The organism is Hominimerdicola alba (genome assembly GCF_900109655.1).
In the GTDB taxonomy this organism is placed as follows: domain Bacteria; phylum Bacillota; class Clostridia; order Oscillospirales; family Ruminococcaceae; genus Hominimerdicola; species Hominimerdicola alba_B.
This window is the reverse complement of record NZ_FOAT01000007.1, coordinates 94,722-120,903: the sequence shown is the minus strand read 5'-3', so window position 1 is coordinate 120,903 and position 26,182 is coordinate 94,722. Positions and strand designations below refer to the sequence as shown.

The 26,182-nt window shown below is 46.4% G+C and carries 19 protein-coding genes; 10 read left to right on the top strand and 9 right to left on the bottom strand.

The genetic code is table 11. From position 1 onward, the window contains the following. Window positions 1-33 precede the first annotated feature (33 nt). Window positions 34-1,842: a beta-L-arabinofuranosidase domain-containing protein gene (locus tag BMY75_RS09665; protein ID WP_074833181.1), complete on the bottom strand. Its 1,809-nt coding sequence runs from the start codon at window positions 1,840-1,842 to the stop codon at window positions 34-36. Window positions 1,843-1,992: 150 nt separating this feature from the next. Between BMY75_RS09665 and BMY75_RS09660 the strand changes: the two genes are divergently transcribed. Then, a complete protein-coding gene (locus BMY75_RS09660) occupies window positions 1,993-2,412 on the top strand; it encodes a hypothetical protein (RefSeq protein WP_074833179.1) in 420 nt (139 codons plus the stop codon). Here BMY75_RS09660 and BMY75_RS09655 read toward each other — a convergent pair. Continuing rightward, window positions 2,403-3,104 carry a metallophosphoesterase gene (locus tag BMY75_RS09655; RefSeq protein WP_074833177.1) on the bottom strand — a complete coding sequence of 234 codons (702 nt, stop codon included), beginning with the start codon at window positions 3,102-3,104 and terminating at the stop codon, window positions 2,403-2,405. The genes BMY75_RS09660 and BMY75_RS09655 overlap by 10 nt on opposite strands. 512 nt (window positions 3,105-3,616) lie before the next feature. Here BMY75_RS09655 and BMY75_RS09650 point away from each other — a divergent pair. From BMY75_RS09650 to BMY75_RS09635, 4 genes are all read left to right on the top strand, one after another. After that, entirely contained in the window at window positions 3,617-5,311 is a 1,695-nt protein-coding gene (locus BMY75_RS09650; RefSeq protein WP_074833175.1) for an extracellular solute-binding protein, read from the top strand. Between the two features lie 254 nt (window positions 5,312-5,565). Then, a complete protein-coding gene (locus BMY75_RS09645) occupies window positions 5,566-6,486 on the top strand; it encodes an ABC transporter permease (protein WP_074833172.1) in 921 nt (306 codons plus the stop codon). 12 nt (window positions 6,487-6,498) lie between these two features. Next, window positions 6,499-7,491 carry a carbohydrate ABC transporter permease gene (locus BMY75_RS09640; protein ID WP_170844280.1) on the top strand — a complete coding sequence of 331 codons (993 nt, stop codon included), beginning with the start codon at window positions 6,499-6,501 and terminating at the stop codon, window positions 7,489-7,491. A 60-nt stretch (window positions 7,492-7,551) separates the two neighbouring features. Further along, a complete protein-coding gene (locus BMY75_RS09635; RefSeq protein ID WP_074833170.1) occupies window positions 7,552-9,042 on the top strand; it encodes a GH39 family glycosyl hydrolase in 1,491 nt (496 codons plus the stop codon). Window positions 9,043-9,125: 83 nt separating this feature from the next. Here BMY75_RS09635 and BMY75_RS09630 read toward each other — a convergent pair whose 3' ends face one another. The 5 genes from BMY75_RS09630 to BMY75_RS09610 form a co-directional block, all read right to left on the bottom strand. Beyond that, complete coding sequence (locus BMY75_RS09630; protein ID WP_074833168.1) at window positions 9,126-9,659, bottom strand: T6SS immunity protein Tdi1 domain-containing protein; 534 nt, start codon at window positions 9,657-9,659, stop codon at window positions 9,126-9,128. Between the two features lie 26 nt (window positions 9,660-9,685). Beyond that, window positions 9,686-10,903 carry a HAMP domain-containing sensor histidine kinase gene (locus tag BMY75_RS09625; protein ID WP_074833166.1) on the bottom strand — a complete coding sequence of 406 codons (1,218 nt, stop codon included), beginning with the start codon at window positions 10,901-10,903 and terminating at the stop codon, window positions 9,686-9,688. After that, a complete protein-coding gene (locus tag BMY75_RS09620) occupies window positions 10,900-11,562 on the bottom strand; it encodes a response regulator transcription factor (RefSeq protein ID WP_074833164.1) in 663 nt (220 codons plus the stop codon). Before BMY75_RS09620 ends, BMY75_RS09625 begins: the two co-directional genes overlap by 4 nt. A 346-nt stretch (window positions 11,563-11,908) precedes the next feature. Beyond that, the gene (locus BMY75_RS09615; protein WP_074833161.1) at window positions 11,909-12,679 is read right to left on the bottom strand and encodes an ABC transporter ATP-binding protein; all 771 of its coding nucleotides are present in this window, start codon (window positions 12,677-12,679) and stop codon (window positions 11,909-11,911) included. Window positions 12,680-12,693: 14 nt separating this feature from the next. After that, on the bottom strand, window positions 12,694-15,054 hold the full coding sequence (locus tag BMY75_RS09610; RefSeq protein WP_074833158.1) for an ABC transporter permease: 2,361 nt from the start codon (window positions 15,052-15,054) through the stop codon (window positions 12,694-12,696). 474 nt (window positions 15,055-15,528) lie between these two features. Here BMY75_RS09610 and BMY75_RS09605 point away from each other — a divergent pair, with 474 nt between their 5' ends. Beyond that, window positions 15,529-17,259 carry a GGDEF and EAL domain-containing protein gene (locus BMY75_RS09605; RefSeq protein WP_074833156.1) on the top strand — a complete coding sequence of 577 codons (1,731 nt, stop codon included), beginning with the start codon at window positions 15,529-15,531 and terminating at the stop codon, window positions 17,257-17,259. A 110-nt stretch (window positions 17,260-17,369) separates the two neighbouring features. Here BMY75_RS09605 and BMY75_RS09600 read toward each other — a convergent pair whose 3' ends face one another. Then, entirely contained in the window at window positions 17,370-18,530 is a 1,161-nt protein-coding gene (locus BMY75_RS09600; RefSeq protein WP_074833153.1) for an HpcH/HpaI aldolase/citrate lyase family protein, read from the bottom strand. Window positions 18,531-18,877: 347 nt separating this feature from the next. Between BMY75_RS09600 and bglS the strand changes: the two genes are divergently transcribed. Continuing rightward, a complete protein-coding gene (bglS, locus tag BMY75_RS18720) occupies window positions 18,878-20,140 on the top strand; it encodes a beta-glucanase (protein ID WP_074833150.1) in 1,263 nt (420 codons plus the stop codon). Window positions 20,141-20,331: 191 nt separating this feature from the next. On the opposite strand, the gene BMY75_RS09590 is transcribed toward bglS, so the two are convergent. Further along, the gene (locus tag BMY75_RS09590) at window positions 20,332-21,573 is read right to left on the bottom strand and encodes a glycoside hydrolase family 5 protein (protein ID WP_074833147.1); all 1,242 of its coding nucleotides are present in this window, start codon (window positions 21,571-21,573) and stop codon (window positions 20,332-20,334) included. 191 nt (window positions 21,574-21,764) lie between these two features. Here BMY75_RS09590 and BMY75_RS09585 point away from each other — a divergent pair, with 191 nt between their 5' ends. From BMY75_RS09585 to BMY75_RS09575, 3 genes are all read left to right on the top strand, one after another. Continuing rightward, complete coding sequence (locus BMY75_RS09585) at window positions 21,765-22,568, top strand: helix-turn-helix domain-containing protein (RefSeq protein ID WP_074833145.1); 804 nt, start codon at window positions 21,765-21,767, stop codon at window positions 22,566-22,568. A 13-nt stretch (window positions 22,569-22,581) separates the two neighbouring features. After that, a complete protein-coding gene (locus BMY75_RS09580) occupies window positions 22,582-23,934 on the top strand; it encodes a phospholipase D-like domain-containing protein (RefSeq protein ID WP_074833142.1) in 1,353 nt (450 codons plus the stop codon). An 855-nt stretch (window positions 23,935-24,789) separates the two neighbouring features. Next, the gene (locus tag BMY75_RS09575) at window positions 24,790-25,782 is read left to right on the top strand and encodes a hypothetical protein (protein ID WP_074833139.1); all 993 of its coding nucleotides are present in this window, start codon (window positions 24,790-24,792) and stop codon (window positions 25,780-25,782) included. The last annotated feature ends 400 nt before the right edge of the window (window positions 25,783-26,182 follow it).

Here is a 26,182-nt window from a genome sequence, read left to right as displayed (position 1 = left end):
GTGCTGCTGCTTTTTTGTCTGCAAAGCTAATTGTTATCTCTTGCTGAAATACACCGTGTACACCTCGTCAGTAACTTCGTAGAGCGGCTTGAATTCGATGTTTACAGGCTGGTGGCGTGTGACGTAGGTGTTCTGTTTCCAGACGTATGTCTTGTACTCGTGAGTGGTGCGTCGGTGCAGGAAGGTCTCAGGTGCGGAGAGATCGCCCTGCAAACCAATGTCTTTGTCGGTCATGCCCGCCAGCACGATGGGACCGTCGAGGAGTGCGGCAGTCTCGGGCATATCGGGCAGGGGCTCGGCGGTGAGCTTGGGAGTGAGCAATAATTGTATGGTACTTTTTTGCCATGCTTTTGAGATCATGAGGTAATTGTCCGCAATATCCGCCTGTATGGGTTCGCCGTCAAGAATTACCTGCGGTGTGGTTTTCAGCCACCATGGAAGTCTGAATCTCAGCGTGAATTCTGTGGGGGTATCACATTCGATATCAAACCTCAGTGACCATCTGCTCTTCTCACCGCCCTCGTCCTCATCGAAGAACACCTGATTATTCAGGTTTTTAAGCTCTGTACACTGGGAAAGCCTGACCTTGCTGCCGCAGATATCCAGTTTGGCTTCGGATGGGATATACTGGGCAACGGTAACGGTGTTGCCCTCGGTGTACCATATCAGCCGCGGATAGAGGGTCTGCGCCTGTACCATCGTGCCGTGACAGCACCAGAAATCGTGCCTTTTGCTGCCCCATTTCTTGCGGCTTCCTGCTGCTAAAGGCAGAAAATATGCGGGCATTCCGCTGCGCATATTTTGCTGTGCAAGGAACCCGTTATAGAGGGCTCTTTCGATGTAGTCGGCATAATCGGTGTTGCCTGTTCTTCTGTACAAAAAATCAGTCAGACGAACCATATTGTAAACCGTGCAGAACTCCTGATCTGTATCCCCGAGATAGCTGCCCTGAGAGTTAGCAGGAATCCAGAATTCCCCGGAATTTGCGCCTGATGTGGCGAACATACCCCGCTGAGTTACAGCCTGCGCCCAGAACTCTTCGCTGATGATCTTCCAGCGCTCTTCACCTGTTGATTCGTATAATTCAGCAGCACCGTGAGAAAGCGGTATGCTTGCGTTGGCATGGTCGTCGGTGAGGGCGTCCCTGTGCTGTTCAAGTTTGTGGTACAGGGCGTTTTCACGGTAAATATCCATCAGCTTCTGATACTTCGGGTCGCGGGTCAGCTCAAAAAGTATGCACCACTCCTCAAGCATACCGCCCTGCTCGCCCTTGAAAACCGTGAAAGGAGCTGTATTTTCAATGCTTTTCGCCCACTCGATGTACCAGTCAGCAAGTGCATCGGCGATCTTCAGCGCCTTTTCGATGCCCGCATAGCGGTAGGCATCCACCAGTCCCATCAGCGTTTTGTGCATGGTGTACTGGGGAGACCAGATGTAGTCGTCGCTCTCCATAAATTTAAAGTACTTCTCGGGTATGCTTCCAACCCATTTCCCGCCGTTGCGGATCTGGCAGCGCTCCAATTCGTCTATAATTTTGGACAGCTTTGCTTTGAGTTCGCTGTCATCATCGCTCACCGACAACATAGCCGCGGCAGACATCCAGTGTCCAAGAAAATGCCCTCTTAGCTGGCAGGCGGGAGATTCCCAGCCCCAGTGCAGATTTGCCTTTTCGGGCTCGGATATCACCTGCATATCGGGGAGGATTATTCCTGCCTCCAAATAAAAATTCTGCAATAAACATATGGGGTCAAGCTCTTTCAGATACTTTTTGTTGAGCTCCATACGCTCGCGGAAAACTCCGCTTGTGACCCTGCAATCCTCTAAATTCGGTGCTTTCAGCATAGATGTGTACCTCCGTAAGATAAAATATTTCTGCATATATTATATCACTCAAAACACTGCCTGTGGGTGGACAAATCCGATGTCATGTTGAATAATTCCGCGCTGTGGCAAAATTTTCAGCCGCGGCATAGTATGCATAGGGGTGAGTTTATGGAGATAGAACGCAGTGGTCCGCGTGTGACAGTTCGCGTTGATAATGCCGAGTTTTCCGAGCTTGGTCTTGACTTTGATTCCCTGAAAGCCCGTGACATTTCCGCAAAGATATTTCTAGCGGCGCTCAGGGCACAGCTGATGACCAGATTTGATGCTGAGATAAGCGGTGATATAAGGGTGATAAACCGCGGTGATGGGGTGCGTATCGAGCTGACTCTGCGCCTGCCTGCTGAGTTTTATGGTGACCCCCAAAAAGCTTATAATCGCCTGAAATACGGCGATAACGGCGGAGAACTTTACATCCTGAACGGTGTATATGCCTACATTCCGGATGGCTGTGATGAGGTCGCGGCGGAAAAAATAAAGGAGCACGGCAGATTCCTCTGCCACGCTCCGCGTAAAAATATTCAGACGTAAAATTCTTCCATTGTGTCCAGACAAAGGCAGGCAAGCCGTCCGCCCATGCAGGCACCGCAGTCGATGAAGATGTTGTGATTTTTATGGTAAATCTCCGCTTTTCCCGTATATATCATGGTTGGCGTATGTCCTGCCACAACGTAGATATCGTCCTCGCCGAAGCAGTCTATCTCAGGGTCGTGTCTGTCCATCAGAAGCTCCTTGAGAGTGTAATCACGAAGCTTTTTTCCTTTTTTGAAATTCCCCAGACCAGCGTGTACCATAACAAATGTCTTGCCCCCTGCTTCAGCGAATTCGCACAGCCGGAAGTCGTCCATATAGTCAAGTACATCAGCCTTTTCCTCGTTGGTGAGACTGCGGAACTGCATTAGCGTGGTCTGTCCGCCGTCCTTCAGCCAGTCGATAAGCTCATTCATCGTGCCTGCATCCAGATTCTGGGTAAAGTTGTCCTCATTTATCTCGATATTCAGCTTTTTAAGAACGTCCAGCGCCAGCAGGTCGTGATTGCCCATCAACGGGTAGACATTCGGACGCTTCATCATATCAAGAAGTATGTCAACAGGCTTCGGACCCCTGTCCACTACATCGCCGAGAATGAACAGAGTATCTTCGGGATTGAAATCTATCTTTTTAAGCATTTCACAGTATTTGTCATATTCACCGTGCAGATCGCTCATTACATATGTAGCCATAGCTTCTCCTTAAATTCGGGAACGTAAACAGTTTAGTAATAGGTTTGCGCAGTTTTATATATTTGTTAAAGAGCAGTTTACTTCCTGTTTAAATTATACCACATATAAGCTCTGTTGTCAATCTAAACTGACGCAAATAAATTAAGTCATCAAACAGACAATTTGACTTGAATCGATGTTTAAAGATGCGTACAAATTTGTGCGTTTTGACATGGATTTGTATTGAAATTTGACTGCGTCAATTTAAATCTTTATATATTACTATATTGCGCAATTATTTACAACTCAAAAATTGCGCTCTTCGATACAATTTTTGCTATGTACAAATGAGTTTGTTGTCGGATTAAACATATTTTGCTGATTTGCTAAAATATATTTGCAATTATTGCTTAGTTTCCTGATAACTATTCACAAAAGCAGATTTATTTGCTATAATAATCTTAGCGAAAACAAAACAAAATTTAGCTATTATGTGCAAAGCTAAAATAAACGTTTTTTGGAGGTTGTTAATTATGAGAAGACTCAAGAGAGCAGCTGCCGGTCTGATGGCCATAGCAATGATACTTGGTATGTCAGCCTGCGGCAACACCAACAAGGGCAAGCAGAAGACTGATACAGTCAAGACTGAGGACGGTAAAGAAGTTGAAGTAAAGGTATTCTCAGCTTTCTTCGCAGTTCCCGGCAACAAGGTCGATGACGGAAATGTTGTACAGGACAAGATCGCTGAAAAGATCGGCGCTAAGTGCGAGATGGAATGGCTGACCGGTCAGACCGCTGAAGAAGCTATCGGCGTTATGATCGCAGGCGACGAGTATCCTGACTTCGTAGATGCTTCTTCCGGTATGAAGAGCATGGTCGATGCAGGTGCATTCATCGCTATCGATGACTACTGGGACGATTATCCCAACATAAAGAACTTCTACACCGAGGCTGAGTGGAACTCTATCAGAGCTGAAGACGGTCACGTTTACATCATTCCTCAGTTCGGCAAGACCTGGGATCACGATACAACCTGCGTACACAATGACGAAGCTTTCTGGATCCAGACAAGAGTTCTGAAGTGGGCAAATTATCCTAAGATCGAGACCCTCGACGAGTACTTCGATCTTATCGAAAGATACATTGAAGCTAATCCTACCATGGAAGACGGTACTCCCAATATCGGCTATGAGATACTCTGCGATGACTGGAGATACTTCTGCCTTGAGAATGCTCCCTTCTTCCTTGACGGTTATCCGAACGACGGCTGCTGCATAGTTGACAGAGAAACTCATCAGGCTATCGACTACAACACCACTGATACAGCTAAGAGATACTTCAAAAAGCTGAACGAAGAGTACAAGAAGGGTATCGTTGACCCCGAGACCTTCACAATGAAGTATGACGCTTACATCTCCAAGCTCTCCACCGGCAGAGTTTGCGGTATGGTTGACCAGCACTGGGATTTCAACGATGCTGAGCTGGCTATAAAGGCTAACGGCAAACTTGATGACTGCACATATGTACCTGTTGGTATCACTATTGACAAGGGCGTTGAGGAGCACTGGCACACCAATCCTGCTCTGGACGTTTCCAATGGTATCGGTATCACCAAATCCTGTAAGGATATCGAGGGCGCTATGCAGTTCATGAACGACCTTCTTAAACCCGAGATCCTCACTCTGAGAAACTGGGGTATCGAAGGCGTTAACTACAACAAGGACGAGAACGGCATATTCACTCGTACCGATGAGATGAGAAACAATGCTAACGATCAGACTTACATCAATGCTAACCTGTGTCCTTACGCTTACTTCCCCAACTACTCCAACGGTATGGATCACGACGGTGTCAACGGCTGTGACGCTAACCACCAGGCTGCTGAGTTCTATGAGTCACTGAACGATGAGATCAAGGAGTGCTTCGACGCTTACGGCGTTAAGACCTACGTTGAGATGCTGAACGAGGCTCCCGAAAACGAGGCATGGTTCCCCATGTGGTCTTACTCCAACGCTCTGACAACCGAGACCGATGAGGGTATGGTTTGGACAGAAATGTCAACTGTTAAGCATGAGTATCTGCCTCAGGTTTGTATCGCTGAAGATTTCGATGCCGCTTGGGATAAGTATCTGAGCGAATACAAGAAGAGATGCGATGTTGACGGCACTCTGCTGCCCGCATTCAACAAGGAGATCCAGAGAAGAATCGACGTAGCAGCAGGTAAGTAATTATCTTCTGACAGTCGGTGACTGATCCTTTTACGAAATTTATATGCTGCATCAAGTCCCCGCTGGTCGGGGACTTGTGCGGGATATCTTCTGAATAATAATGATAAGCAATTATATTTCTATCCCCTGATGTCTGTATAAGATGTCAGAGGTTAGAAAAGGGGTTCGAAGTTCGGACGCTTTTTCTAACCTCTTGCAGCCTGATGCCCGAGGGCGGGGCGCAGGGGATGTCCACATCTCGGAGGTGCGAAAAAATGTTTAAAGACCCGGACTTCGCTAAAAAGCTGAGAAATCAGAAATCTCTGCTTTTGTTGTCCTTACCCTTTGTACTGTATGTACTTGTATTTAACTATGCCCCGCTTTTCGGCTGGATAATGGCATTTCAGAAGTATAAGCCAAGAGATGGTTTCATCCATTCTCAGTTTATAGGAATTGAAAACTTCAAGTTACTGTTCAGAGGCAATGAATTCCTTTACTGCGTAAGAAATACCCTGGCAATGGGTGTCATAAACCTGGTACTCGGTACTATATGTCCGATAGTGTTCGCTATACTGCTCAGTGAGTTCAGATTCAATATAGGCAAAAAATTTGTCCAGACGATTTCCTATCTGCCTCACTTCCTCTCCATGATAATACTGACAGGTATCGTATTCGATGTCCTCTCCATGGAGAACGGTATGCTGAACAATTTTCTTATTGGTATAGGTGTGATCGATAAACCTATACAGTGGCTGGCTGAATCGAAATACTTCTGGTGGATAGTCGGCTTTGCAAACAGATGGAAAGAAACAGGATGGGATTCCATCATCTATCTGGCGGCAATAACATCCATCAACCCTGATCTTTACGAAGCGGCTTCCATAGACGGCGCAGGCAGACTGAGCCGTATCTGGCACATCACACTCCCGGGTCTGAAGCCTACTATCCTTATCCTTCTGATAATGAATGTCGGCAACGTACTGAACGTTGGTTTCGAGCTCCAGTATCTGCTGGGCAACGACCTTGTAAAGTCTGTAGCTGAAACTATCGATATCTATGTACTGAACTACGGTATCAGTAAGAGTAACTACTCTCTCGGTGTCGCAGCAGGTATATTCAAGAGCGTTGTAAGTATCATACTCGTATTCATAGCTAACACATCAGCCAAGGCAATGGGCGAAGAAAGTCTGTATTAAGGAGGGCGCAAAATGGCAGAATTAACTAAAAAGATCGTTTCTACTCCGCCCGCACCTATCCCGCAGGCAGAAAAGCCCAAGCGCGATGCAAAGGACGTCGGTTCAAAAACCAAGCACAGCATCGTCAGCCGCCGTACAAAGGGCGATAATATATTCGATGCATTCAATACGGTTTTCATGATAATATTTACAATAGTTATCATGTATCCTCTGCTGAATATGGTAGCAGTATCCTTCAATGATGGTCTTGATGCACTGAAGGGCGGCATCACACTGTTCCCCAGAGTGTTCACAACTAAGAACTATCATACAGTTCTTTCACAGCAGAATATGCTCACTGCAGCAAAGATAAGCGTACTCAGAACTGTTATCGGTACTGTTACCTCTACAATTGTGACCGCACTACTGGCTTATGTACTCAGCCGTAAGGAGTTCCTGTTCAAAAAGCAGCTCTCCCTGCTGTACGTTGTAACAATGTACGTTTCAGGCGGTCTTATCCCCATATTCCTGGTTTATAAGGCACTGGGCATGACCAACAGCTTTATGGTATACATCCTGCCCGGCATGGTTCCCGCTTTTAGTATGCTGGTACTGCGTACTTACATGAACGGACTGCCTGACAGCCTTGCTGAGTCTGCTATGATGGACGGCGCAGGTCACATGACTATCTTCATTAAGATAATCTTCCCCCTGTGTATGCCCGTTGTTGCAACAGTTGCACTGTTCACCGCAGTTGGTCAGTGGAACTCCTGGTTCGATGCTATGCTGTATAACAGAATGGATAGTGATCTGTCAACTCTTCAGTATGAGCTTATGAAGACACTGAGCTCTGTTACAAACCAGCATACAAATGCCGATACCATGAAGAACGCCAGCGCATCAATAACACCTACCACTGTAAGAGCGGCTGCTACTGTTGTCACAGCACTTCCTATCGTTATCCTGTATCCTTTCTTACAGAGATACTTCGTTGCTGGTCTTACCATCGGCGGCGTAAAGGAATAATATTATGTTTAAAGACACCGTCTGCGGGCGCAGGCGGTGTCTTTTTAGGAGGAATACCCAATGGCAAAAACAGTTATTGATATAAATAACAATGTACCTTTCAACAACAATGTCGATTATTGTGTCGGAACAGGCAGACTTGGTCTGGCGCTTACTGCTGAATATCTTGAACAGCTGAAACTCGTTCAGCAGGAGATAGGCTTCAAAAATATCCGCGGACATGGTCTGTTCTGTGATGATGTGGCTATATATCAGGAGTACGAGGAAGACGGCGTTACAAAGGTAGAATACAACTACACCTACATCGACCGCATTTTTGACAGCTATATCGAACTGGGCATACGTCCGTTTTTGGAGCTTGGCTTCATGCCCGATAAAATGGCGAGCGGCACCCAGACCGTCTTTTACTGGAAAGGCAACACCACTCCGCCCAAGGATTACAAGCAGTGGACAGATATGGTCATCGCACTGCTGAAACATCTCCGCACCCGCTATGGCGAGGAAGTTCTGGGCTGGAATATCGAAGTCTGGAACGAGCCCAATCTTCCGGGATTCTGGTACAAGGCTGACATGGAAGAGTATTTCAGGCTCTTCAAGGAAACTTTCACCGCCATCAAGGCTTACGACGAGCGTTTTCAGGTGGGCGGACCCGCAATATGCGGCGTAAATGACGAAGAATGGATAAGGAAATTTCTTGAATTCTGCCGCGATAACGGCATCAAGCCCGATGCTGTCACCCGCCACCACTACACCGTTGAATTCCCCGAGCGCATAGGTCACTACGATTATTCAACTCTTCAGGATCCCGAGGAAAGGCTTTCCAACTTGCAGACTACCCGCGATATTGTTGAAAGCTTTGACGAGTTCAAGGGTCTGCCCATACACATAACCGAGTTCAGTACTTCATACACTCCCAAGGGCGTTATCCACGATACCAACCTGAATGCGGCGTATCTCGCAGGTCAGCTCTCCCATCTGGGTGATATGAATACTTCCTATTCCTACTGGACATTCGGTGATGTTTTTGAAGAGCAGGGCGTGCCTTTCACACCTTTCCACGGCGGATTTGGTCTGGTGGCAAACGGCTGTATCCCCAAGCCCACTTTCTACACCTTTGCGTTCTTCAAAAAGCTGAAAGAATTCGGCACCGAATGCATATTCCGCGATGATACCGCAGTCATCGTTAAGTCCGACAAAGGTTTCGCAGGCATTTTGTGGAATATCGACAGCGAAGACTTCACCCGCACATTCACATTCTCCGCAGATGGCGAATATACTCTCATCACCAAGACGGTTGACGAGGATACCTGCAATCCCCTTAAACTCTGGCACGATATGGGCGAACCCCCATATCTCACCAAAGCCCAGACCGAACTTCTCCGCGCTTCCGCAAAGCCCCTTTTCGGCAGTGATGTGATAAGCGCAGAACAGGGAAGTGCAGATATCTCCCTGACTGCCAAAAGAAACGGCGTGGTATATTTTGAAATCACCCCACGCACTTTCACCCCAGACCGCGGCTACGACTACGACAAAGTTTTATCTTTCCACTGATACAAACTATATGTAAAATCGAGGGAGACCCTTTTGACAAGGATCTCCCTCAGATTTTTTTCTTGCTGACATCGGCAGATATCTTATATCTCACCGACCATGTTATAGATGAGTGCTATATGTTCTTTCATCTTCACTTTTTTCAGGTTGTTTACAGATTCATTTCCGCCCAGTGCAAGCAGAGGAACATACCCGAAACATTCGTCATATTCAAGTTCGCCGTATTTTTCTACTGCTTCATCGTATTGTTCGATAGTGAAAAATTCTTCATCAAGTTCACCGAACTCAAGATCCATCATAAAGTACTTGAAGCCCGATTCTATAATATCATTGTCACCGTATCTGTATTTGACGATGCCTACATAATTGTCTTTCTCCCATGTTAAAATATCACCGAAAGCTGTAGCCATTATAGGTATCGAAACGTTCCCCATAAAATAGGATCTTTCAATCAGCGCCTGGTATTCTTCGGGGTCAATTATCTTCAGATAGCCGTTATAGAATGTGCAGTAGCCATGTTCCTGCCATATCTCCAGATATTCATCGGGCAGTTTGCCGCGGTACTTCTCTATGGTCTCTTTGTCTACGTCTTTTACTTTTACAAAATCTTCAATCATGATATTTTCTCCTGTCTCGATTATTTTTATGCAAGCCTGACCACCAGCGTCACAAGGAAGCATTCGTCCTTGATATCCGCATATACCTCGCCGCCCATAAGCGTTATCAGCTTGCGGCAGATGAAAAGTCCCAGTCCGCTGCCCTTGGCTTTTTCGGCGTTGCTGCCGCGGTGGAAGCTTTCAAATATCTGGGGAAGTTCCTTTGCTTCAAGGGTACAGCCTGTGTTCTTCACCGTGATGAGTTTACAGCCGTCCATGGTATCAAAGCATATCTCGATAAGCCTGCCGTCACCGTATTTTATGGCGTTCTCAATGAGGTTCTGCAAACATTCCGCCAGCCTGTCGCCGTCACAGCTGAGGATACAATCATCGTAATCGTCTATCACGAATTCGGTACTGCTGATATTCAGCTGAGGTGCATACCTTTCGTTTATACGAGAAAGTATCACGCTGAGGAATTCCTCACCCATATGTACCTCGAAATCCATGAAATCTTCGCTGGAAGCTTTGGTTATCCTGCTGACGAATCCCTCTATCTCATCGGCGCGGGCGTTGATGCTTTCAGCCGCTTCACGCTGTTTCTGTTCATCCTTGTAAAGACCTTTCGCCAGTGCCTTGGCGTTCAGTTTTATGGCAGAAAGGGGAGTTTTGATATCGTGGGAAAGTGACAGCAGCAGAAGCTTTTTATCCCTCTGCATGGATATCTCCTTGGTTCGGTTCTCCTCGATGCTTTCCCTAAGCATATTCACGCCCCAGGTGAATTTTCCGAAAAATCTGCTTTTCTCCTCGGGTATCGGCACCGCGAGATTTCCCCTCGCCAACTCCTGCGGAACATCGTTCAGCCTACCGAAAGGCAGGATAATATTCCTGCGGATATACCTAAACAGTACGAACAGCATCAACAGTACCACAGCCAGCGCGCCGTTTATCAGCAGCAGCCACGATCTGTGATCTGAGGTATTATACTCCACGCGGTAAAGCTTGCCAGCCGCCTCGATGATGACATACTGCTCGTCCGAAATATAAAGGTCGCCGTCATCTTCGGTGAAAACTCCCGTAAGGTGAGGGTAATCGCCGAGGTCATAACTGCCCCTTTCCTCGATATCATCCGCCAGGCGCTTAGCTTCCACGCGGTAAATACCTGTGGGAGAATCAGCCTGCCTTATCAGCGCCATATTCAATATCACCGTGAGTAATATGAACAGCGCAGTTACAGCGATGAAGAGTTTCTTGAAGGTGCTCATACGAACTTATACCCCACGCCCCACACCGTCAGCAGGCGTTTTGCATTTTTCGGGTCGTCCCCAAGTTTCTGCCGCAGGCGGTTGATATGCACATGGAGCGTCTGCATCTCTGAATCGCTGTCACTGCCCCACACGCTGTTGAAGAGATACTCCTTTTTCATGACCTTGTCCTTGTTCTGCACCAGCAGTGTCAGCAGGTCGAATTCTTTTACCGTGAGCTCGGTCTTTTCGCCGTCTATCTCCGCAGTGCGGTCAGCAAGGTTCAGGGTCACTCCGTCCGCGCAGAGTATATCCACCTGATATCTACGCTTGAATATGCCTTTGATCTTTGCAAGCAGTATATCTATATCGTAGGGCTTCTCGATGTAATCGTCCGCCCCAAGGTCAAAGCCGATAAGCTTGTCATCTTTGTCCGTGCGGCAGCTGACTATCAGTATCGGCGTGTCCGCCTGCTCCCGAAGCTTTGAACACACCGCAAACCCGTTCACATCAGGCAGATTTATGTCCAGCACCACGAGCTTCGCACCATACCTCTCAAACAGCTGTATTGCCCTGTCACCGCTGTCCACCGCCGATACAGTATATCCCTCAGCCCGCAGAAAATCTGTCAAAAGCGAAGCTAACTCCCTGTCATCTTCAACTATAAGTATATCAGTCATAATATCACCCCTAAAGCATAATATCCCCCGCCCATTGCTGTTAATGGCAGGTCATCTTACGTACTGCGCGACTTACTGGGGAAAACCTTTCTGAAGAAAGGTTATTCCCCAGACCCCTTTCCAAAGACTTTCATTTCTTTTTGGCAGGGGGCAGCTATTTCTATAAAGTACAGTTAGTGACCGTACTAGGTGCACTTTATAAAGATGCCTGCCCCCTGCCCAAAAGAGTTAAAAGTTTTCGGGGAGGAGTTTGAGGAGGACCCTTTTTCAAAAGGGTCTTCCTCAATAAACCACACAGTTCGTAGGATAATATACCATTAACAGCAATAGGCGGCGGGGGATTTTTTTACCAGCCTTGTTCCATCAGCCAGTTGTTCAGGTCTCTTTCTCTGTCCCGCAGAGTTTCCTTGCTGTCGCCCAGCTTGCCGAGCATTTTTTCGCCTACGATACCGCCGTCTACTATGTAGAGGACTCTGCTGCACTTTGCGGCGACTTTCGGGTCATGGGTGACGCACATAACTGTGGTGCCCTCGCTGTTTAGCTTGGTCAGTTCGTCCATAACTTCATCCGAGGTCGCGCGGTTGAGAGCGCCTGTGGGCTCGTCGGCGAATATCATTTTCGGAGAATTTATCATGCTCCTGCAAATGCAGGCTCTCTGCAATTGTCCGCCCGATACTTCGTTGATATCGTTGTTCCCGATATCGTCGATGCCCAGCTTGCGCATAAGTGCTCGTCCGCGTTCTTCGGTCTGTTTGCGGCTCTCGGTGTTCTTTTTGGATTTTACCGCAGGCAGGATTATATTATCCAGCACCGAAAGATTTTTCATCATGTACATCTGCTGGAATATGAATCCCATCTCGTCAAGTCTCAGGGAAGCCAGTTCCTTTTCGTTCAGCTCGGTCATCTCTTTTCCGCAGAAATCCACCTTGCCCGCAGTTACCCTGTCCATGCCCGAAAGGCAGTAGAGCAGTGTGCTTTTTCCCGAGCCCGACGGACCCATCACTGCCACCATCTCCCCCTCTTCAATGGTGAGGTCGATATTTTTCAGTACATTGTTCTGTCGCTTGTTCACTATGTAAGTCTTGCAAAGACCTTTCGCCTGCAAAACAGTTTTCATTTATGTTTCCTCCCTTATTCGATGGAAGCTGTGTCACTCGCCCTGATAGTTCTTGTGTAAAGTGCAGTCAGCATAGCGCCGATAGTCGTTACAAGTATAAGCATTACGGGGCAGATGACGAATATCTCTATGGGGTCGATGTCGCATTTCATACCCGAGATATCACCGATCATTGAGCATACAAAATCCATTATGATATTGCTTATGGGCATAAGCGCCGCCAGAGATACTATACAGGCGATCACCGAGACCATAACGAATCTCAGCGTGTGCTGTGCGATTATGCTCCTGCTTGATACGCCCACCGCTTTCATCAGCGCTATCTCGCTCTTTTCCTTTGAGATAAAGCTTCTCTCCATAAGCACAACTATCATGGCTGTAACTATGGCAGTAAGTATCATCATCATTTTCTTGATGGTGTTTAGCGTATCCGATATACCTGTCATTTGTTTTATCATGTCCGATGTGTTGTATATCTTGTCGGTATCAAATACCTCTCTCAGCTTGTCGATATTTTTATTAATGGTCTCCTTGTCGGGTGAACCGTCAAAATGTATCTGTATTCCGCTGGCACTGTTGGGAGAAGCAAACTCTACATCATTATATAACAGAGCCGTGTGACCGCTGCCCATAAATGTGGAGAACTTTCCCGTTACGAGAAATTCTTTTTCTTCGCCGTCGAAATCGGCTTTTATGCGGTCGCCGATACCCGCACCAAGATCATCCATGGCATAGCCCGTCAGCACTATCTCATCTGATTTGCCTGGCGCACAGCCCTCATCTATGCGGGGTTCGCTGACATTTTCACCCTTGTTCACCCAGTAGGTTAAATCGGCTGTTTTGTCCTTGTAATATGACTTGCAGTTCTTTCCGACGGATACAGATACCTGTCCCTGTATACCCTCCTTTTCAAGGGTATCGCTCACATCTGATATCAGTTTATTGCAGGCATCTTTATCATCGCCGAACAGTTTTCCGATCATCTCAGCGTCCATTATGTGCGCTTCACTTTCGGGGATAGTAAATGCCCACAGTATCTTTTCGCTTTTGAGTGTCAGCGCAAAGTTTGACATCAGCGTAACTATCAGCATACAAAGTGCAAATATCAGTGTTATCAGCCCGAACCTCTTAGGCGCACTCATAACATCGTTGAGTGCCATAAACCCTGTTGAGGGCAGCTTTGAACTGCCAAGATGTATCATGCTTCTTCTGCCGAATCGTTCACCTGTCTGACCGTTGCGCACTGCATCGATGGGTGAAAGCTTCTTAACCCTGCGTGTACAAATATAGCAGAATATAAGTATCACAGTCACAACGCCCACACAGCTCACAGCTCCCATTACCGAGCCGTTTTCACTGCCAAGCACCATGTTTTTGGATACTGTCTTCATCATCATATCCTGCAGTGGCATCGAACAGATAAATCCTATCAGCGCACCTGCAACGGATATGGCAAGATATTTTATGATATACATACCGCGTATGCTGCCGCTCTGTATACCCACAGCTTTCATAACACCTATCTCGCGGAATTCCTCAGCTATGGTGAAGCCTATTGTAAACCTCAGCACAACGAATGCGGTTATCATCAGCACTATGCTTATAGCCATCATGATATAAGCCGTCAGCATATCATAAAGATAAAGGCTCCTGTGTTGCTCTCTTGTTGAAGCATATACGCTGTCATACTGTTCTGCAAGTTCCTCTATGGCATCTGTGTCGCTTGTATTTATATAAAGCCTCTTTCCATCACCGAGCATACTTTGCGAAGCGCCGTACTCTTTCAGTGTGGAATAATCCGCAGGATTGACAAGAAGCATCGGGCTTGCTGAGGGTTCTGTGGAGAATAATGCTCCCTTGAAATAGCCCATATACTTTAGAGTAAGCTCTTTACCGTCAAGCCTTACGGTAATATCATCGCCGCCCTTGATATCAGTATCGTCAGTGAAGGGGATAGTTGCATAGAATGTGCCCTTTTCAACACTTTCGATGATGTTGTTGTCTTTATCGAAATAGTTCAGCGCCATATCGGTATCGGCTAACAGGTTTGCTGGATTGATGAAATTTGTGAGCCTTACTCCGTTGTGTATAAATGACTTTGAGCTTGTGATCTCAAAATATTTCTCGGTCTTTATCTCCTTTATCGAGGGGAGCTCATTCAGTTCCTTTTCAAACTCATCGTTTTTCTTGCTAAGCGTAACACTGATATCAGGCACGTTTGCCATATCAAAATAATGGTCGATACCGCCTGTTACCGCGATGATGTTGTTGACACTCGCCGCCGCAAACATCGAACAGAGTATGATGAACAGCAGAAGTATGATATTCATCGTCTTTTTACGTTTCAGGTCTTTTTTCAAAATTCTGAAAAACATGATTCATTGCCCCTTTTCTATTGTCTTGTGCTTGGTCTGCACAGTATGGTGTGAGTGCTGACCGAATGCACTGTCCTTTTCTGTGTCTATATGATAGCATATCAATTCTAAAATAATCTTTAACTCATGAAAAAGCTCGAAAAAGAACAAAGAGGCAGGATATCTGATATAAATAATAATACCATATTTTTAAATGATTGTAAAGTGTATCAGCTGAATAACTGCGCTTTTACACAGGATCTACTCACCCCGATCACGAACTGAACCTTATGATCTCCTGAACCCGCTGCCAAAAAATTGCACAAACTTATGTGGAAATATTATACAAACTTTTGATAATATCTTGATTTTATTTGAATTTTCTGTTATTATATGTTTATGGTATGGGACATATAAGCTTATGTCATTTATGTATATCAGCATTGGTGCTGATGTTGTGTTTTTTATAAAGTATGGCAGAAAGGGGTAATCAGTTTGGAAGAGAAATATTATCAGATCGAAGGCGGCATGATACCTACGGGACTGCCCGGCGGGTTCTTTATATATGAAGCTGACGGAGATGAGAAGATACTATTTGCAGATAAGAACATAGTACATCTGTATGGCTGTGATGACTATGAGGAGTTCATTGACCATGTGGGCGGATCATTCAAGGGTATGGTGCATCCAGATGATCTGCAAAAGATAGAGAACCAGATCAAGGCGCAGACCGTATTCGTCGAAAAACGCCATGACTACGTCCGCTACCGAATACTTACCCGTGACGGCGAAGTGCGTTATATCGAAGATTTCGGGCATATCCTGCACTGGAAGAACGGCAGGAGCTTTTACTTTGTTTTCATAGTCGATGTGGACAGAAACGAGTATTACAACCGCAGCAGAAATTCCTTTGCCGAAGCGGAGATACTCTCCGCAGACCAGAATACCGACCCGCTGACAGGGCTGTTCAATATGTCATTCTTCTACCAGAAGATACAAAATATGCTCCAGTCACCCTACGGCAGGCGGCAGGCTCTTTCCTTTGTGCAGTTTGATATCCCGAATTTCAAGCTGTATAACGAGCGCCACGGCTTCAAGCTGGGTGATGAACTGCTGTGCGACCTGGCAAAAACTATCAGCGATACCTTTGAGGGCGCAACTGTCGCAAGGTTCTCCGATGACCATTTCTTCGTATGTGATACCGTTGGCAGGGAAGAAGTCATCGCCCGCGTGGAAGAAGTATATAAGCGTATGCTGCTGACCGAAGACCTTAATAAAAAGGTCAGGGTCAAGGCGGGAATATATTTCCTTGATGACCGCTATCCCGAAGTCGGTCTTGCCTGCGACCACGCAAGACTTGCCTGCAACAGCGTGAAAAACAGGCACGATGTCAACTACTGCATATACGATGAAATGCTCAGAGATCGTCTGCGCAGACAGCAGTACGTTGTAGATCACATAGAAGAAGCAGTCGAGAAAGAGTACATAAAAGTGTACTATCAGCCCGTCATCAGGGTGAAGACAGGAAAGATATGCGGATATGAAGCCCTCGTTCGCTGGGAAGACCCCAAGATAGGTCTGCTTCTGCCCAGTGATTTCGTCGAAACGCTGGAACAGTTCCACCTTATACATATAGTTGACAGGTTCGTGGTTAAAAAAGTGTGCATGGACTACAAAGATCTTGTGGACGCAGGGGAGCCCGTAGTTCCCGTATCACTTAATATCTCGCGTCTTGATTTTGAGCTCTGCGATATCTTTGGGATAATCGAAAATACAAGGACAGAGTACGGTGTCCCCAGGGATATGCTCGATATTGAGATAACCGAGAGCGCACTCAACGATAATGTGGGCTATATAAAGAGCGAGTGCGAAAAAATGAGAAATATGGGCTACCAGATATGGCTGGATGATTTCGGCAGCGGGTATTCCTCGCTGAATACCATAGCCGAGTACGATTTCGATGTCCTCAAACTCGACCTCATCTTCCTGAGAAGCTTTGACCGCAATCCCAAGACGGGAACTCTCATGAGCTATATAATGGAAGGCGCAAGGGGAATGTCCCTGCAGCCCCTGTGCGAGGGCGTTGAGACTCTCGATCACTATGAATTCCTGAAAAAAGCAGGCTGTGAACGTGCCCAGGGATTCTTCTTCGGCAAACCCATGCCAATGAAAGAAACGAGAGCATTTACCCGCGCCAAGGGTCTTGAATGGGAGACGGAAAAGTAAGCGCCTAATGGCGCGGCAATATCAAAATCAAGAGCGTGGACAAAATAACAGTCCACGCTCTTTTTACGTCCGTAAGTTATTGCCGCGCCTTTTTCGGAAGTTAGCTTTTTTTATTTATCCCCTTTCCCATCTTCCGAGAACAGCTTCACATATGCTCTCTGATTCTCGATGACCCCGAAGGCACGGGCTCTCATATATATCTTTACTGCCCAGTTGGTATGTGGGCGTATCTCGTTCATCTTATTGCTGCCCGAGCCTTTTACCACGCCGCCTGCTTTATTGCCAAGTATCATGCAGGCATCGTCGTACTCCTCTTTAGTGACAGCCATAAGGGCATTGACGAATCTGACGTGGGAGGGGTGTATAACGGTTCTGCCGATGAATCCGTTTGCTTTATCAAGTATGACTTCACGCAGAAGTCCGTCCACCTCGTTATTTACTATAGTATGTCTTTTCAGCAGGCAGTCATCGAGACTATGGGTCGGCAGTTCGCCGAACATCAGCTCTTTCGGGGCGCGGAAGTATTCCCAGACAGGACCCGAGATAACGTAGTCATTATTTCTGCCACAGACGTTGATTATATCGCACAGGCATTCACGGACGGTTAGGATATCATATATTGAATGGTCAACGCCGCGCCTTACGCCGAATACCGATGAAAAATCCGTGCCGCCCACGCGCACCTGCAGCACGAGGTCGCGGTATTTGTCGAGTATCTGTTTTATGCCCAGAAGTTCGGTCATACGGCTTTCTTTATAGGCTACCTCGGGACTTTCGATGATGGGCATACCGTAGAGGACATCGTCCAGTTTTTCATTTAGTTCTTTGAGGTAGGCGAAATATTCCTCGCCGTTTTCGGCATTGAATTTCGGGAAATTTATACCGCACAGCGCCCTTGACCTGCGCTTGTTCAGCCCTGCGGCGAAGTGCCTGAACTGTTCGGGGTTTCTTGTTCGGACGAATATCAGCGGTATATTATCGGGGGAGAGTGTACCCTCTTCTTCGGCGAAAGCCACTGTATCCAGCAGGCGGTAGACGTTCTGTTCGGCGGCTTCAACGCTTTCCTCTGGGCAGGCGTCCTCAAAGCAAAGTACTACAGTTGTAAGACCCGGCATAGCGCCGCTTAGTATCTTCGGGGTGAAATCCTTGGTGCCGGGCATATACATTGTAGCGCCCAGACAGTACTGCAAAAGCTCTCTGTCGGTATATTTATCGAAGTCCTCCGGGGGGCGGACGAACTTGAAATCAGGGTTATACAGATGATGACGCATCGCTTAACGACCTTTCTGTTTTAATTGAATAATTAACTATATACTTTATAGGATATATTATAACATTTGATTACGATAATGTCAATATTGACGGTGAACTTCGGTGAAACCCTTATATTTCGGGGGTTATTGAAATAGTTAAAAAATATCAAAAATACACGAAAAAGTATCAATAATCTAAGATGATATTTTTTAGCAGATTCGATTTTTGATATAAAGTTATGTGTTTTTGATATAAATTCTAAAAGTGCGATGTTATAATGAAGTTGTCCATTAAGGACATATTAATCGGAAAAACCAACAAACTTATGTGATGAATGTACAATTCAGAAGTGGAGGTATTTCAAATGAAAGTAAAAAGGATTATTAGTTTTCTGACAGCAGCAGCTATGTCTGCGGGCATGATGATGAATGTAAATGCAGCACAGCGTTTCAGCGGCAGCTATTTCGGCACAGGTTTTGACAGCTACGAGTGGGGCACTATGGAGGCTTCCGACGGCTGGTCCAACGGCGGAATGTTCGACTGCACCTGGAGCAAGAACAATGTTCAGTTCTCAGGCGGCAAGATGAATCTTTCCATCACTGGCAACAGCTGGCAGGGCTATCAGGGCGCTGAGTACCGTACTACCCAGACTTTCGGTTTCGGTATGTATGATGTAAGCATGAAGCCTATCAAGAATGACGGCGTTGTAAGCTCATTCTTCACCTACACAGGTCCTAGCGACGGCACTGTTTGGGACGAGATCGATATCGAGTTCCTGGGCAAGAATACCAATCAGGTACAGTTCAACTACTACACCAAAGGTCAGGGCAACCACGAGTATCTTTACAATCTGGGCTTTGACGCTTCTCAGAGCTTCCACCAGTACGGTTTCTACTGGGACAGCACCAGCATTACATGGTATGTTGACAAGAAGCCTGTATACACAGCTTACAGGGATATACCCCAGACACCCGGCAAGATAATGATGAACGTATGGAACGGCAAGGGCGTTGATGAGTGGCTCAACCACTATAACGGCAGAGCTCCCCTGACTGCGCAGTATGACTGGATATCCTATACTGCTCCCAACGGCAATACCCAGAAGCAGAGCAGCAATAATAACCAGAACAACAATAATAACAACAATCAGCAGCAGAACAATAACAACAATAATAACAATAATAACAGCGGCAATTTCAACAGCAAGCAGAAGTACGCTATCAAGTCTGTTAACAGCGGCAAGGCTCTGGACGTAAGCTGGGGCAGCAAGGACGACGGCGCTAACGTTCTTCAGTACAGATACAGCGGCTACGAGAACCAGAAGTGGTATCTTGAGAAGCAGTGGGACGGCTACTATGTTATCAAGTGCGCTAACAGCGGCAAGGTACTTGATGTGGCATGGGGCAGCAAGGACGACGGTGCAAACGTTCAGCAGTGCAGCTCAAACGGCGGTGACGCACAGAAGTGGGAGCTGAGAAAAGTCGGCAACAACTATGCGCTCATCAACAAGGCAAGCGGCAAGGCTCTGGACGTTGAAGGCAAGTCCAAGAACGACAATGCAAATGTTCTCCAGTGGAGATACACAGGCGGTGCTAACCAGCTCTGGAGCATAGAAGCAGTTTATTGATTAACCTCAACTGAATTAATATTTGTTGGACAAAGCAGGACCGACAGCGGGATATCCCGACTGTCGGTCTTTGCTTTTGCTTATCATATTATTTATCCCGCTGATATTGGTGGTATACTTTCCCCGCAGCAGGCGGGGGAAGTATTCATCTAATGGTATTGAGCAGTGTATCAAATGGGATAATACTGATCCTATTTGGCATTTGCGATTATCGCGTCGGTTACGGTATCGGTGAACCATGTGCAGGTATTTCTGTCGAAGATACCGAAAAGTTCGTTACCAGATGAATAGTATCCGTTATCCCACCATACGCAGGGTATGCCGCCTAACTTTTCGGCATATTCGATATAGCAGGTCACCCATTTTGCACGGTCTTCATCGTTGCCATCCTTATTGACAGCGCCGTACTCGGTGATTATCACGGGGATATCCTTATCAAGGTAATACTCTTTCAGATTGGACATAAGGCTGATTATATCGCCGTCATGTGTGCCGTCCCAGTCAAAGAGCTCCCAGTCGGCATTGGCATTATAGGTGAATGCATAGGGGGTATAGGCATGTATCGAAAAACCGATGTGGTCGTCCTCGGGGATAGCTGTATCCTTTATGACATTCAGACCGCTTGAAGACGCATAGGTAGTCATCAGCAGAAGTCGCTTTTCGTTGTTTCCGCCTGTTGCGCGGACGGTATCCAAGAAAGTCTGATTGAGTCTTTCGACGCAGCGTCTGCCCTCTTCGGTGCCGCCGTTCCATTCCTGGGGTGAGCCTTTTACTCTGGGTTCGTTGAGACCCTCGAATATCAGATGGTCGCCGTAATCCTTAAAGCGCTCGGCTACCTGTTTCCAGATAGCTGCTGTCTTTTCATCAACAGCGTCGATATGCTCGTTGTCGGGTATGCGCCAGTCTTCCTCATGGTGGGAGTTTATGATAACGTAAGCGCCGTCATCGTAGGCATAGTTTACTACCTCCTGCACGCGGGCGAGCCAGTCTTCGTCTATCTTGTAATCGGGACCGTCACCCACATGACCGCCCCAGGTAACGGGTATGCGGATAACATCGAAGCCCTTGTTATAGACCGCGTCTATCATTTCCTTGGTGGTCTTTGGGTTGCCCCAGTTGACTTCCGAAGCATTGCCAGCCGCACCTGTGGCATCAAGGGAGTTGCCCAGATTCCAGCCTGTCTTCATTTCTGCTACCAGCTCCATAGCAGAAATATCCCTGACTTCGCCGCTTCTTGCAAGTTCTTCGTTTAAGGGCGTATTTCCGTCAGCTGTGGGCTGAGCATCGCTGTCAGCGGTGCTTTCGGCGGCTGAGGCATTATCCTTTTTTTCAGCCTGTGAGGAACCTTTGCCGTTACCGGGTCCGCAGGAAACCAGCCCCGAAGAAGCCATAGCAAGCACGGTTATAAGTGTTACGAGTTTTATTTTGTCCATAGCTGTCACCTCCGTAAACAAGTAGGTCGTTATTTATCTGTTATAGATATTTTACCCGATTTGTTTAATCGCCGCAATATCATATAATGCAATTAAGTTAACATATAATGCAAATCAAAAAAATTTACAGAAAATACGTCTTGAATTAATCTGCATTATATGTTAATATATACAAAAAAGGGGGGATACCTGTGCGCATAACAAATGTAGGCTGCAATCACTGGCATGATGCCGATTTTTTCATAGACCGTCCTGAGGGTTCGGGGGATCTTCTTTTGCTGTTGTTGAAGACCTCTGCGGTATTTGTTACCGAAAAGGGAGAGCATACTGCGGAAGCGGGCTCATTTATGCTGTACAAATTGGGTACTCCCCAGTGCTACCGTGCTGACGGCGGACGATACGGCAACGACTGGTTCCATTTTCTGCCCGAGAGTATCGAAGACGAGCAGTTTCTGAAAGAGCTGGATATACCCTTTGATACCCCTGTGAGGATAGACAGCCTTTCAGAGCTGACGGTATTTATCAGCATGATGTGTCACGAGCATTATTCGGGTGGGATATACTCCACCGATACCTGCGACCTGCTGGTGAAGCTGTTTTTCCTGAAACTCAGCGACAAGTTACACAGAACGGTTGAGCGGGGCATGGGCAGCGGCTACGAGGATATGTCGGTGCTGAGGGCGAAGATATACAACGACCCTGCACGCAAGTGGAACATTGAAGAGCTTGCCCACGAGATGACCATGAGCCGTTCTTCGTTTCAGCACGGCTACAAGAAGCTTTTCGGGGTGACACCCATGACCGATGTTATCGCGGCGCGCACCGAAAGGGCAGAGTACCTGCTTTCATCAACCAGCCACAGCGTCAGCAGGATAGCACAGATGTGCGGGTATTCATCGGATATACATTTTGTAAGGCAATTCAGGAAAGTAAAGGGCGAGAGCCCGACAGAATATCGGACGAGGGTGAAGAACAAGCGGCAGAACGACAAGTGAGGGGGGGACATATATGAAAATGAGACTTGCATCGGGCATTATCGCGGCGCTGATGCTTTGCGGCTGCGGTCATGTCAGGGACACAGGCAGTAAGGTAAGCAGTTCGTCTTCGGGAGAGGATATATCTTCCGCGGCGGAGGTAAGTTCTGCTGTGAAAGCAGATGAAAGTTCTCAGCCGCGGGAAGTATATGTTCGCCCCGTAATGCCTGTAAATCTTTTTCAGCAGCAGGATATCCTTGACAGGGCAGGAGACAGGTTTTATCTGCTGACCAACTGCCGTTATCCCGTTTACTCAAATACTGATGTCAGATATTTTCCCACAGGAGAGCGCTTTTACGAAGCTCTGCTTGAAGAACTGGCTAAGGCGGAAGAAACCATATTCTTGGAGTATTTTATAGTCAAGGACGGCGAGATGCTTGACGGCATACTGGATATCCTTACGGAGAAGATAGCCGATGATGTAGATGTCAGGCTGTTATGCGACGGCTTTCAGCAGAACGACGCTTTCTGCGAAGAGATGAAAGGTTACGGCATAGACTGCCGGCTTTACCGCGAGCCAGACCATGTGAGCATCAACGAGCGCGACCATCGCAAGCTGGCAGTCATCGACGGCAAAGCGGCTTTCATGGGCGGCGCTAATCTTGCAGACGAATATATAAATGTAGATTCCCCCTACGGCAGGTGGAAAGATGCGGCTATACTTATGCGGGGCGATGCAGTACGAAGCTGTACCGAGCTTTTCTTTGAGCAGTGGGAGAGGGGCGCAGAGCTTGAAAAAAGCGGTGTGTATATCGGCAGGGCAGAACCTGTTGAGGCTGAGGGCTTTGTGATGCCCTACGGCGAATCCCCCTATGACGGCGAAGACGCGGCGCGGAAAATTTATCTGGAGATAATTGATTCGGCCGAGGATTATCTATATATCACAGCACCATATCTGAACATAGATGACGAAGTGGAGAATGCTATATGCTCGGCGGCAGAGCGTGGCGCAGATGTGATAGTGATAGTCCCGGGAGTGCCCGATAAGCTGTATATGGAGCTTATCGCGAGAACGCATTATGAGCGTCTGGTTGAGTCTGGGGTGAGACTTTACAGGTTCACACCGGGGTTTATACATTCTAAGCTGTTTGTCAGCGATGACTGCGTTGCCACGGTAGGCAGTGTGAATCTCAACAGCCGAAGTTTTTACTGCGATTTTGAATGCGGGGCTGTGCTGACGAATGTTCCTTGCATAGCGGATATCAAGGCGGATATCCTTGATACGCTGGCGGAGTGTGAACTTATCACTGAGGATAAAATTATTCCTCTGACACCCGGGGAAGAAGTTCGCGCCGCGATGATGGCGAATCTGAATGGTATGATGTGAAGTTTTGCGGAAAACTGTCAAGGAAAAGAGCTTTGGATCAAGCCTTTCGCGAAAAGCTTGCGAGGAGCCACAGTCAGCAAAGCTGACTGTTAAGGGCAGAGCCCTCAATCACCAAGGTGCAAAACTAAAATGCATAGCAAGCAATAAGAGCACAGCGAACTACCCGCCCCTTTCAAAAAGGCGCGGCAATAAAAAAATCGAGCGTATGCAAAACCAATGCATACGCTCAAACTATGTCCGTATATACATTGCCGCGCCCGCTGTCAAACAGCGAAGCCACAGCCGACGCAGTCGCTGTTATCTGATTTCTCGACCCGAGGAACGAGGGGCGAAAGCTCGCAAACTTCCGAACACAGCAAATATCCGACTATACCGACTGCACGTGATTGATTTAAGACGAAAAATAGTCCCGCAGTACACCAAAAAACGCTTCGGTGCATAATATAGTTTTCGGGCTTTTTTACGGGTTTGGCCGGAGATATTTGAAGACTAAAGCATATCGCTATAAGCCCGAAAATACGACGTTTCACCAAAAACGTGTGACGTGTGTGACAGAGAAAATGGAGAACAGAATGGAATTGTCCTGAAATTTACACACTTTGTATTTTTAGGCAGATCATCGTCTGCGAAAATCGGTAAAATATGCAAATATATTATTATGTACATACGCAGGTGTATCTCAGGGCTAAATGTCAACAACGTTTGGGTTAATTGTGCATAAAATATTATTTAAAGGGCATAAAAATTCATTGAATTGTTGATAACAGTCAATTTAAATCTTGACAGCTACATTCCGGAATGGTATAATATCTAACGTTCGAACAAATTACTTTAGTTTTTAGGAGGATATTTATTATGTTCAATGCAAAGAAATTAATCTCAGCTGTAGTATCGGCAGCACTTTGCTGCAGTATGGTAACAGCAATCCCTGCAAATGCGCAGTGCTATACTTCCTGTGAGGGTGTACGTCAGGTAAAGGACAACGGTCAATATGTTTCCATGCAGGGTATGGCAGCTGACAGCACAGGTATATATGTGGCAAAGACCAGAGTAGAAAAATACGGTTACGGTGCACAGATCTACCGTGTAAGCTTCGACGGCAAGACCCAGACAAGGCTCTCTATGAGTGCTGCTGTTTCCAACGAACTCAAACACGCAAACGATATGTTCCTCAACAAAGAGAACGGTGTAAACTATCTCTATGTCAACAATGCTGACTTCAACAGCAACAGATCTGATTGCCATCTCGTCAAGTTAAGGATCAGTGGCAACACTCTGACCAAGGTCAAGACGATTTATTTTACCTATAATAATAAGCGCCTGAACTTTTCCGCTGTATCAGGCTACAAGTGGGTGAACGGCAAGTACAGAGTCATCCTCAAGGGCAGCAATAATGTATATACCGCTGATATAAGCACCTCTAATGTTAATGAAACTGTAGCGGCAAAAAAGACCCTTACTCTCGACACAGTTGTTATAATCAAGGGTACCGGATATAATTTCGCTGAGAAGTTCGCAGACGGCTCTGCTTGTTATTCCAATCAGGGTATTACATACTACAACAACAGACTGTACACTGTAGTATCTTCAAACAAGAAGCCAAACCAGAGCTTTATCGTGGCATACGACAACATAAGCAGCAAGCTGGATTCCGCTGCTATTGAAAAAAATGTTACTGATTCCACCAGAGATCAGTTCCGTATAACCAGCTCTAAATTCCCCAACCTTTATGAAATGGAGAGCTGCGCTATCTATAACGGAGTACTCTACTATAACACCAACAGAAGAAAAACTGCTAACGATAGCGACTATGACGCTGTACTGAAAATAAAGGATTTCAGAGCATAATATCATATTTCGAAAAATAGCCGGCTCAAAAGGTTCGGCACGCGGTCGACGCAGTCACCGCTAACAGAAAAAATCGAGCGTATGCAAAAATCAATTGCATACGCTCTTTCTATTTGTGTAAAATTATTGCTGTTTCAGAAATCGCACAATGAAGACACATCAAAACAGATCATCTGTAAAATCGCAAGCGAAAATGTGTTGATGTCCGTGCTTTGCAGACAATTTAAAATCTTTATATGTTTTGTACATACAAAATCGGTTGAAATTGTTAGTTGTGCATATATCGAATTGTATATAATATCGGGAAAATAGTTCTATAATTAATACTTTTAAGTACTTCTTTCTGAATCGAATGATAGCCTATTGACACTCAATATTTTAATATGATATAATCTTTGCT

What these genes read in the sequence shown, in the direction of transcription:
- BMY75_RS09665 (WP_074833181.1), bottom strand. Translation starts at nt 1,842, where the DNA reads ATGCTGAAAGCACCGAATTTAGAGGATTGCAGGGTCACAAGCGGAGTT.
- BMY75_RS09660 (WP_074833179.1), top strand. Translation starts at nt 1,993, where the DNA reads ATGGAGATAGAACGCAGTGGTCCGCGTGTGACAGTTCGCGTTGATAAT.
- BMY75_RS09655 (WP_074833177.1), bottom strand. Translation starts at nt 3,104, where the DNA reads ATGGCTACATATGTAATGAGCGATCTGCACGGTGAATATGACAAATAC.
- BMY75_RS09650 (WP_074833175.1), top strand. Translation starts at nt 3,617, where the DNA reads ATGAGAAGACTCAAGAGAGCAGCTGCCGGTCTGATGGCCATAGCAATG.
- BMY75_RS09645 (WP_074833172.1), top strand. Translation starts at nt 5,566, where the DNA reads ATGTTTAAAGACCCGGACTTCGCTAAAAAGCTGAGAAATCAGAAATCT.
- BMY75_RS09640 (WP_170844280.1), top strand. Translation starts at nt 6,499, where the DNA reads ATGGCAGAATTAACTAAAAAGATCGTTTCTACTCCGCCCGCACCTATC.
- BMY75_RS09635 (WP_074833170.1), top strand. Translation starts at nt 7,552, where the DNA reads ATGGCAAAAACAGTTATTGATATAAATAACAATGTACCTTTCAACAAC.
- BMY75_RS09630 (WP_074833168.1), bottom strand. Translation starts at nt 9,659, where the DNA reads ATGATTGAAGATTTTGTAAAAGTAAAAGACGTAGACAAAGAGACCATA.
- BMY75_RS09625 (WP_074833166.1), bottom strand. Translation starts at nt 10,903, where the DNA reads ATGAGCACCTTCAAGAAACTCTTCATCGCTGTAACTGCGCTGTTCATA.
- BMY75_RS09620 (WP_074833164.1), bottom strand. Translation starts at nt 11,562, where the DNA reads ATGACTGATATACTTATAGTTGAAGATGACAGGGAGTTAGCTTCGCTT.
- BMY75_RS09615 (WP_074833161.1), bottom strand. Translation starts at nt 12,679, where the DNA reads ATGAAAACTGTTTTGCAGGCGAAAGGTCTTTGCAAGACTTACATAGTG.
- BMY75_RS09610 (WP_074833158.1), bottom strand. Translation starts at nt 15,054, where the DNA reads ATGTTTTTCAGAATTTTGAAAAAAGACCTGAAACGTAAAAAGACGATG.
- BMY75_RS09600 (WP_074833153.1), bottom strand. Translation starts at nt 18,530, where the DNA reads ATGCGTCATCATCTGTATAACCCTGATTTCAAGTTCGTCCGCCCCCCG.
- bglS (WP_074833150.1), top strand. Translation starts at nt 18,878, where the DNA reads ATGAAAGTAAAAAGGATTATTAGTTTTCTGACAGCAGCAGCTATGTCT.
- BMY75_RS09590 (WP_074833147.1), bottom strand. Translation starts at nt 21,573, where the DNA reads ATGGACAAAATAAAACTCGTAACACTTATAACCGTGCTTGCTATGGCT.
- BMY75_RS09580 (WP_074833142.1), top strand. Translation starts at nt 22,582, where the DNA reads ATGAAAATGAGACTTGCATCGGGCATTATCGCGGCGCTGATGCTTTGC.
- BMY75_RS09575 (WP_074833139.1), top strand. Translation starts at nt 24,790, where the DNA reads ATGTTCAATGCAAAGAAATTAATCTCAGCTGTAGTATCGGCAGCACTT.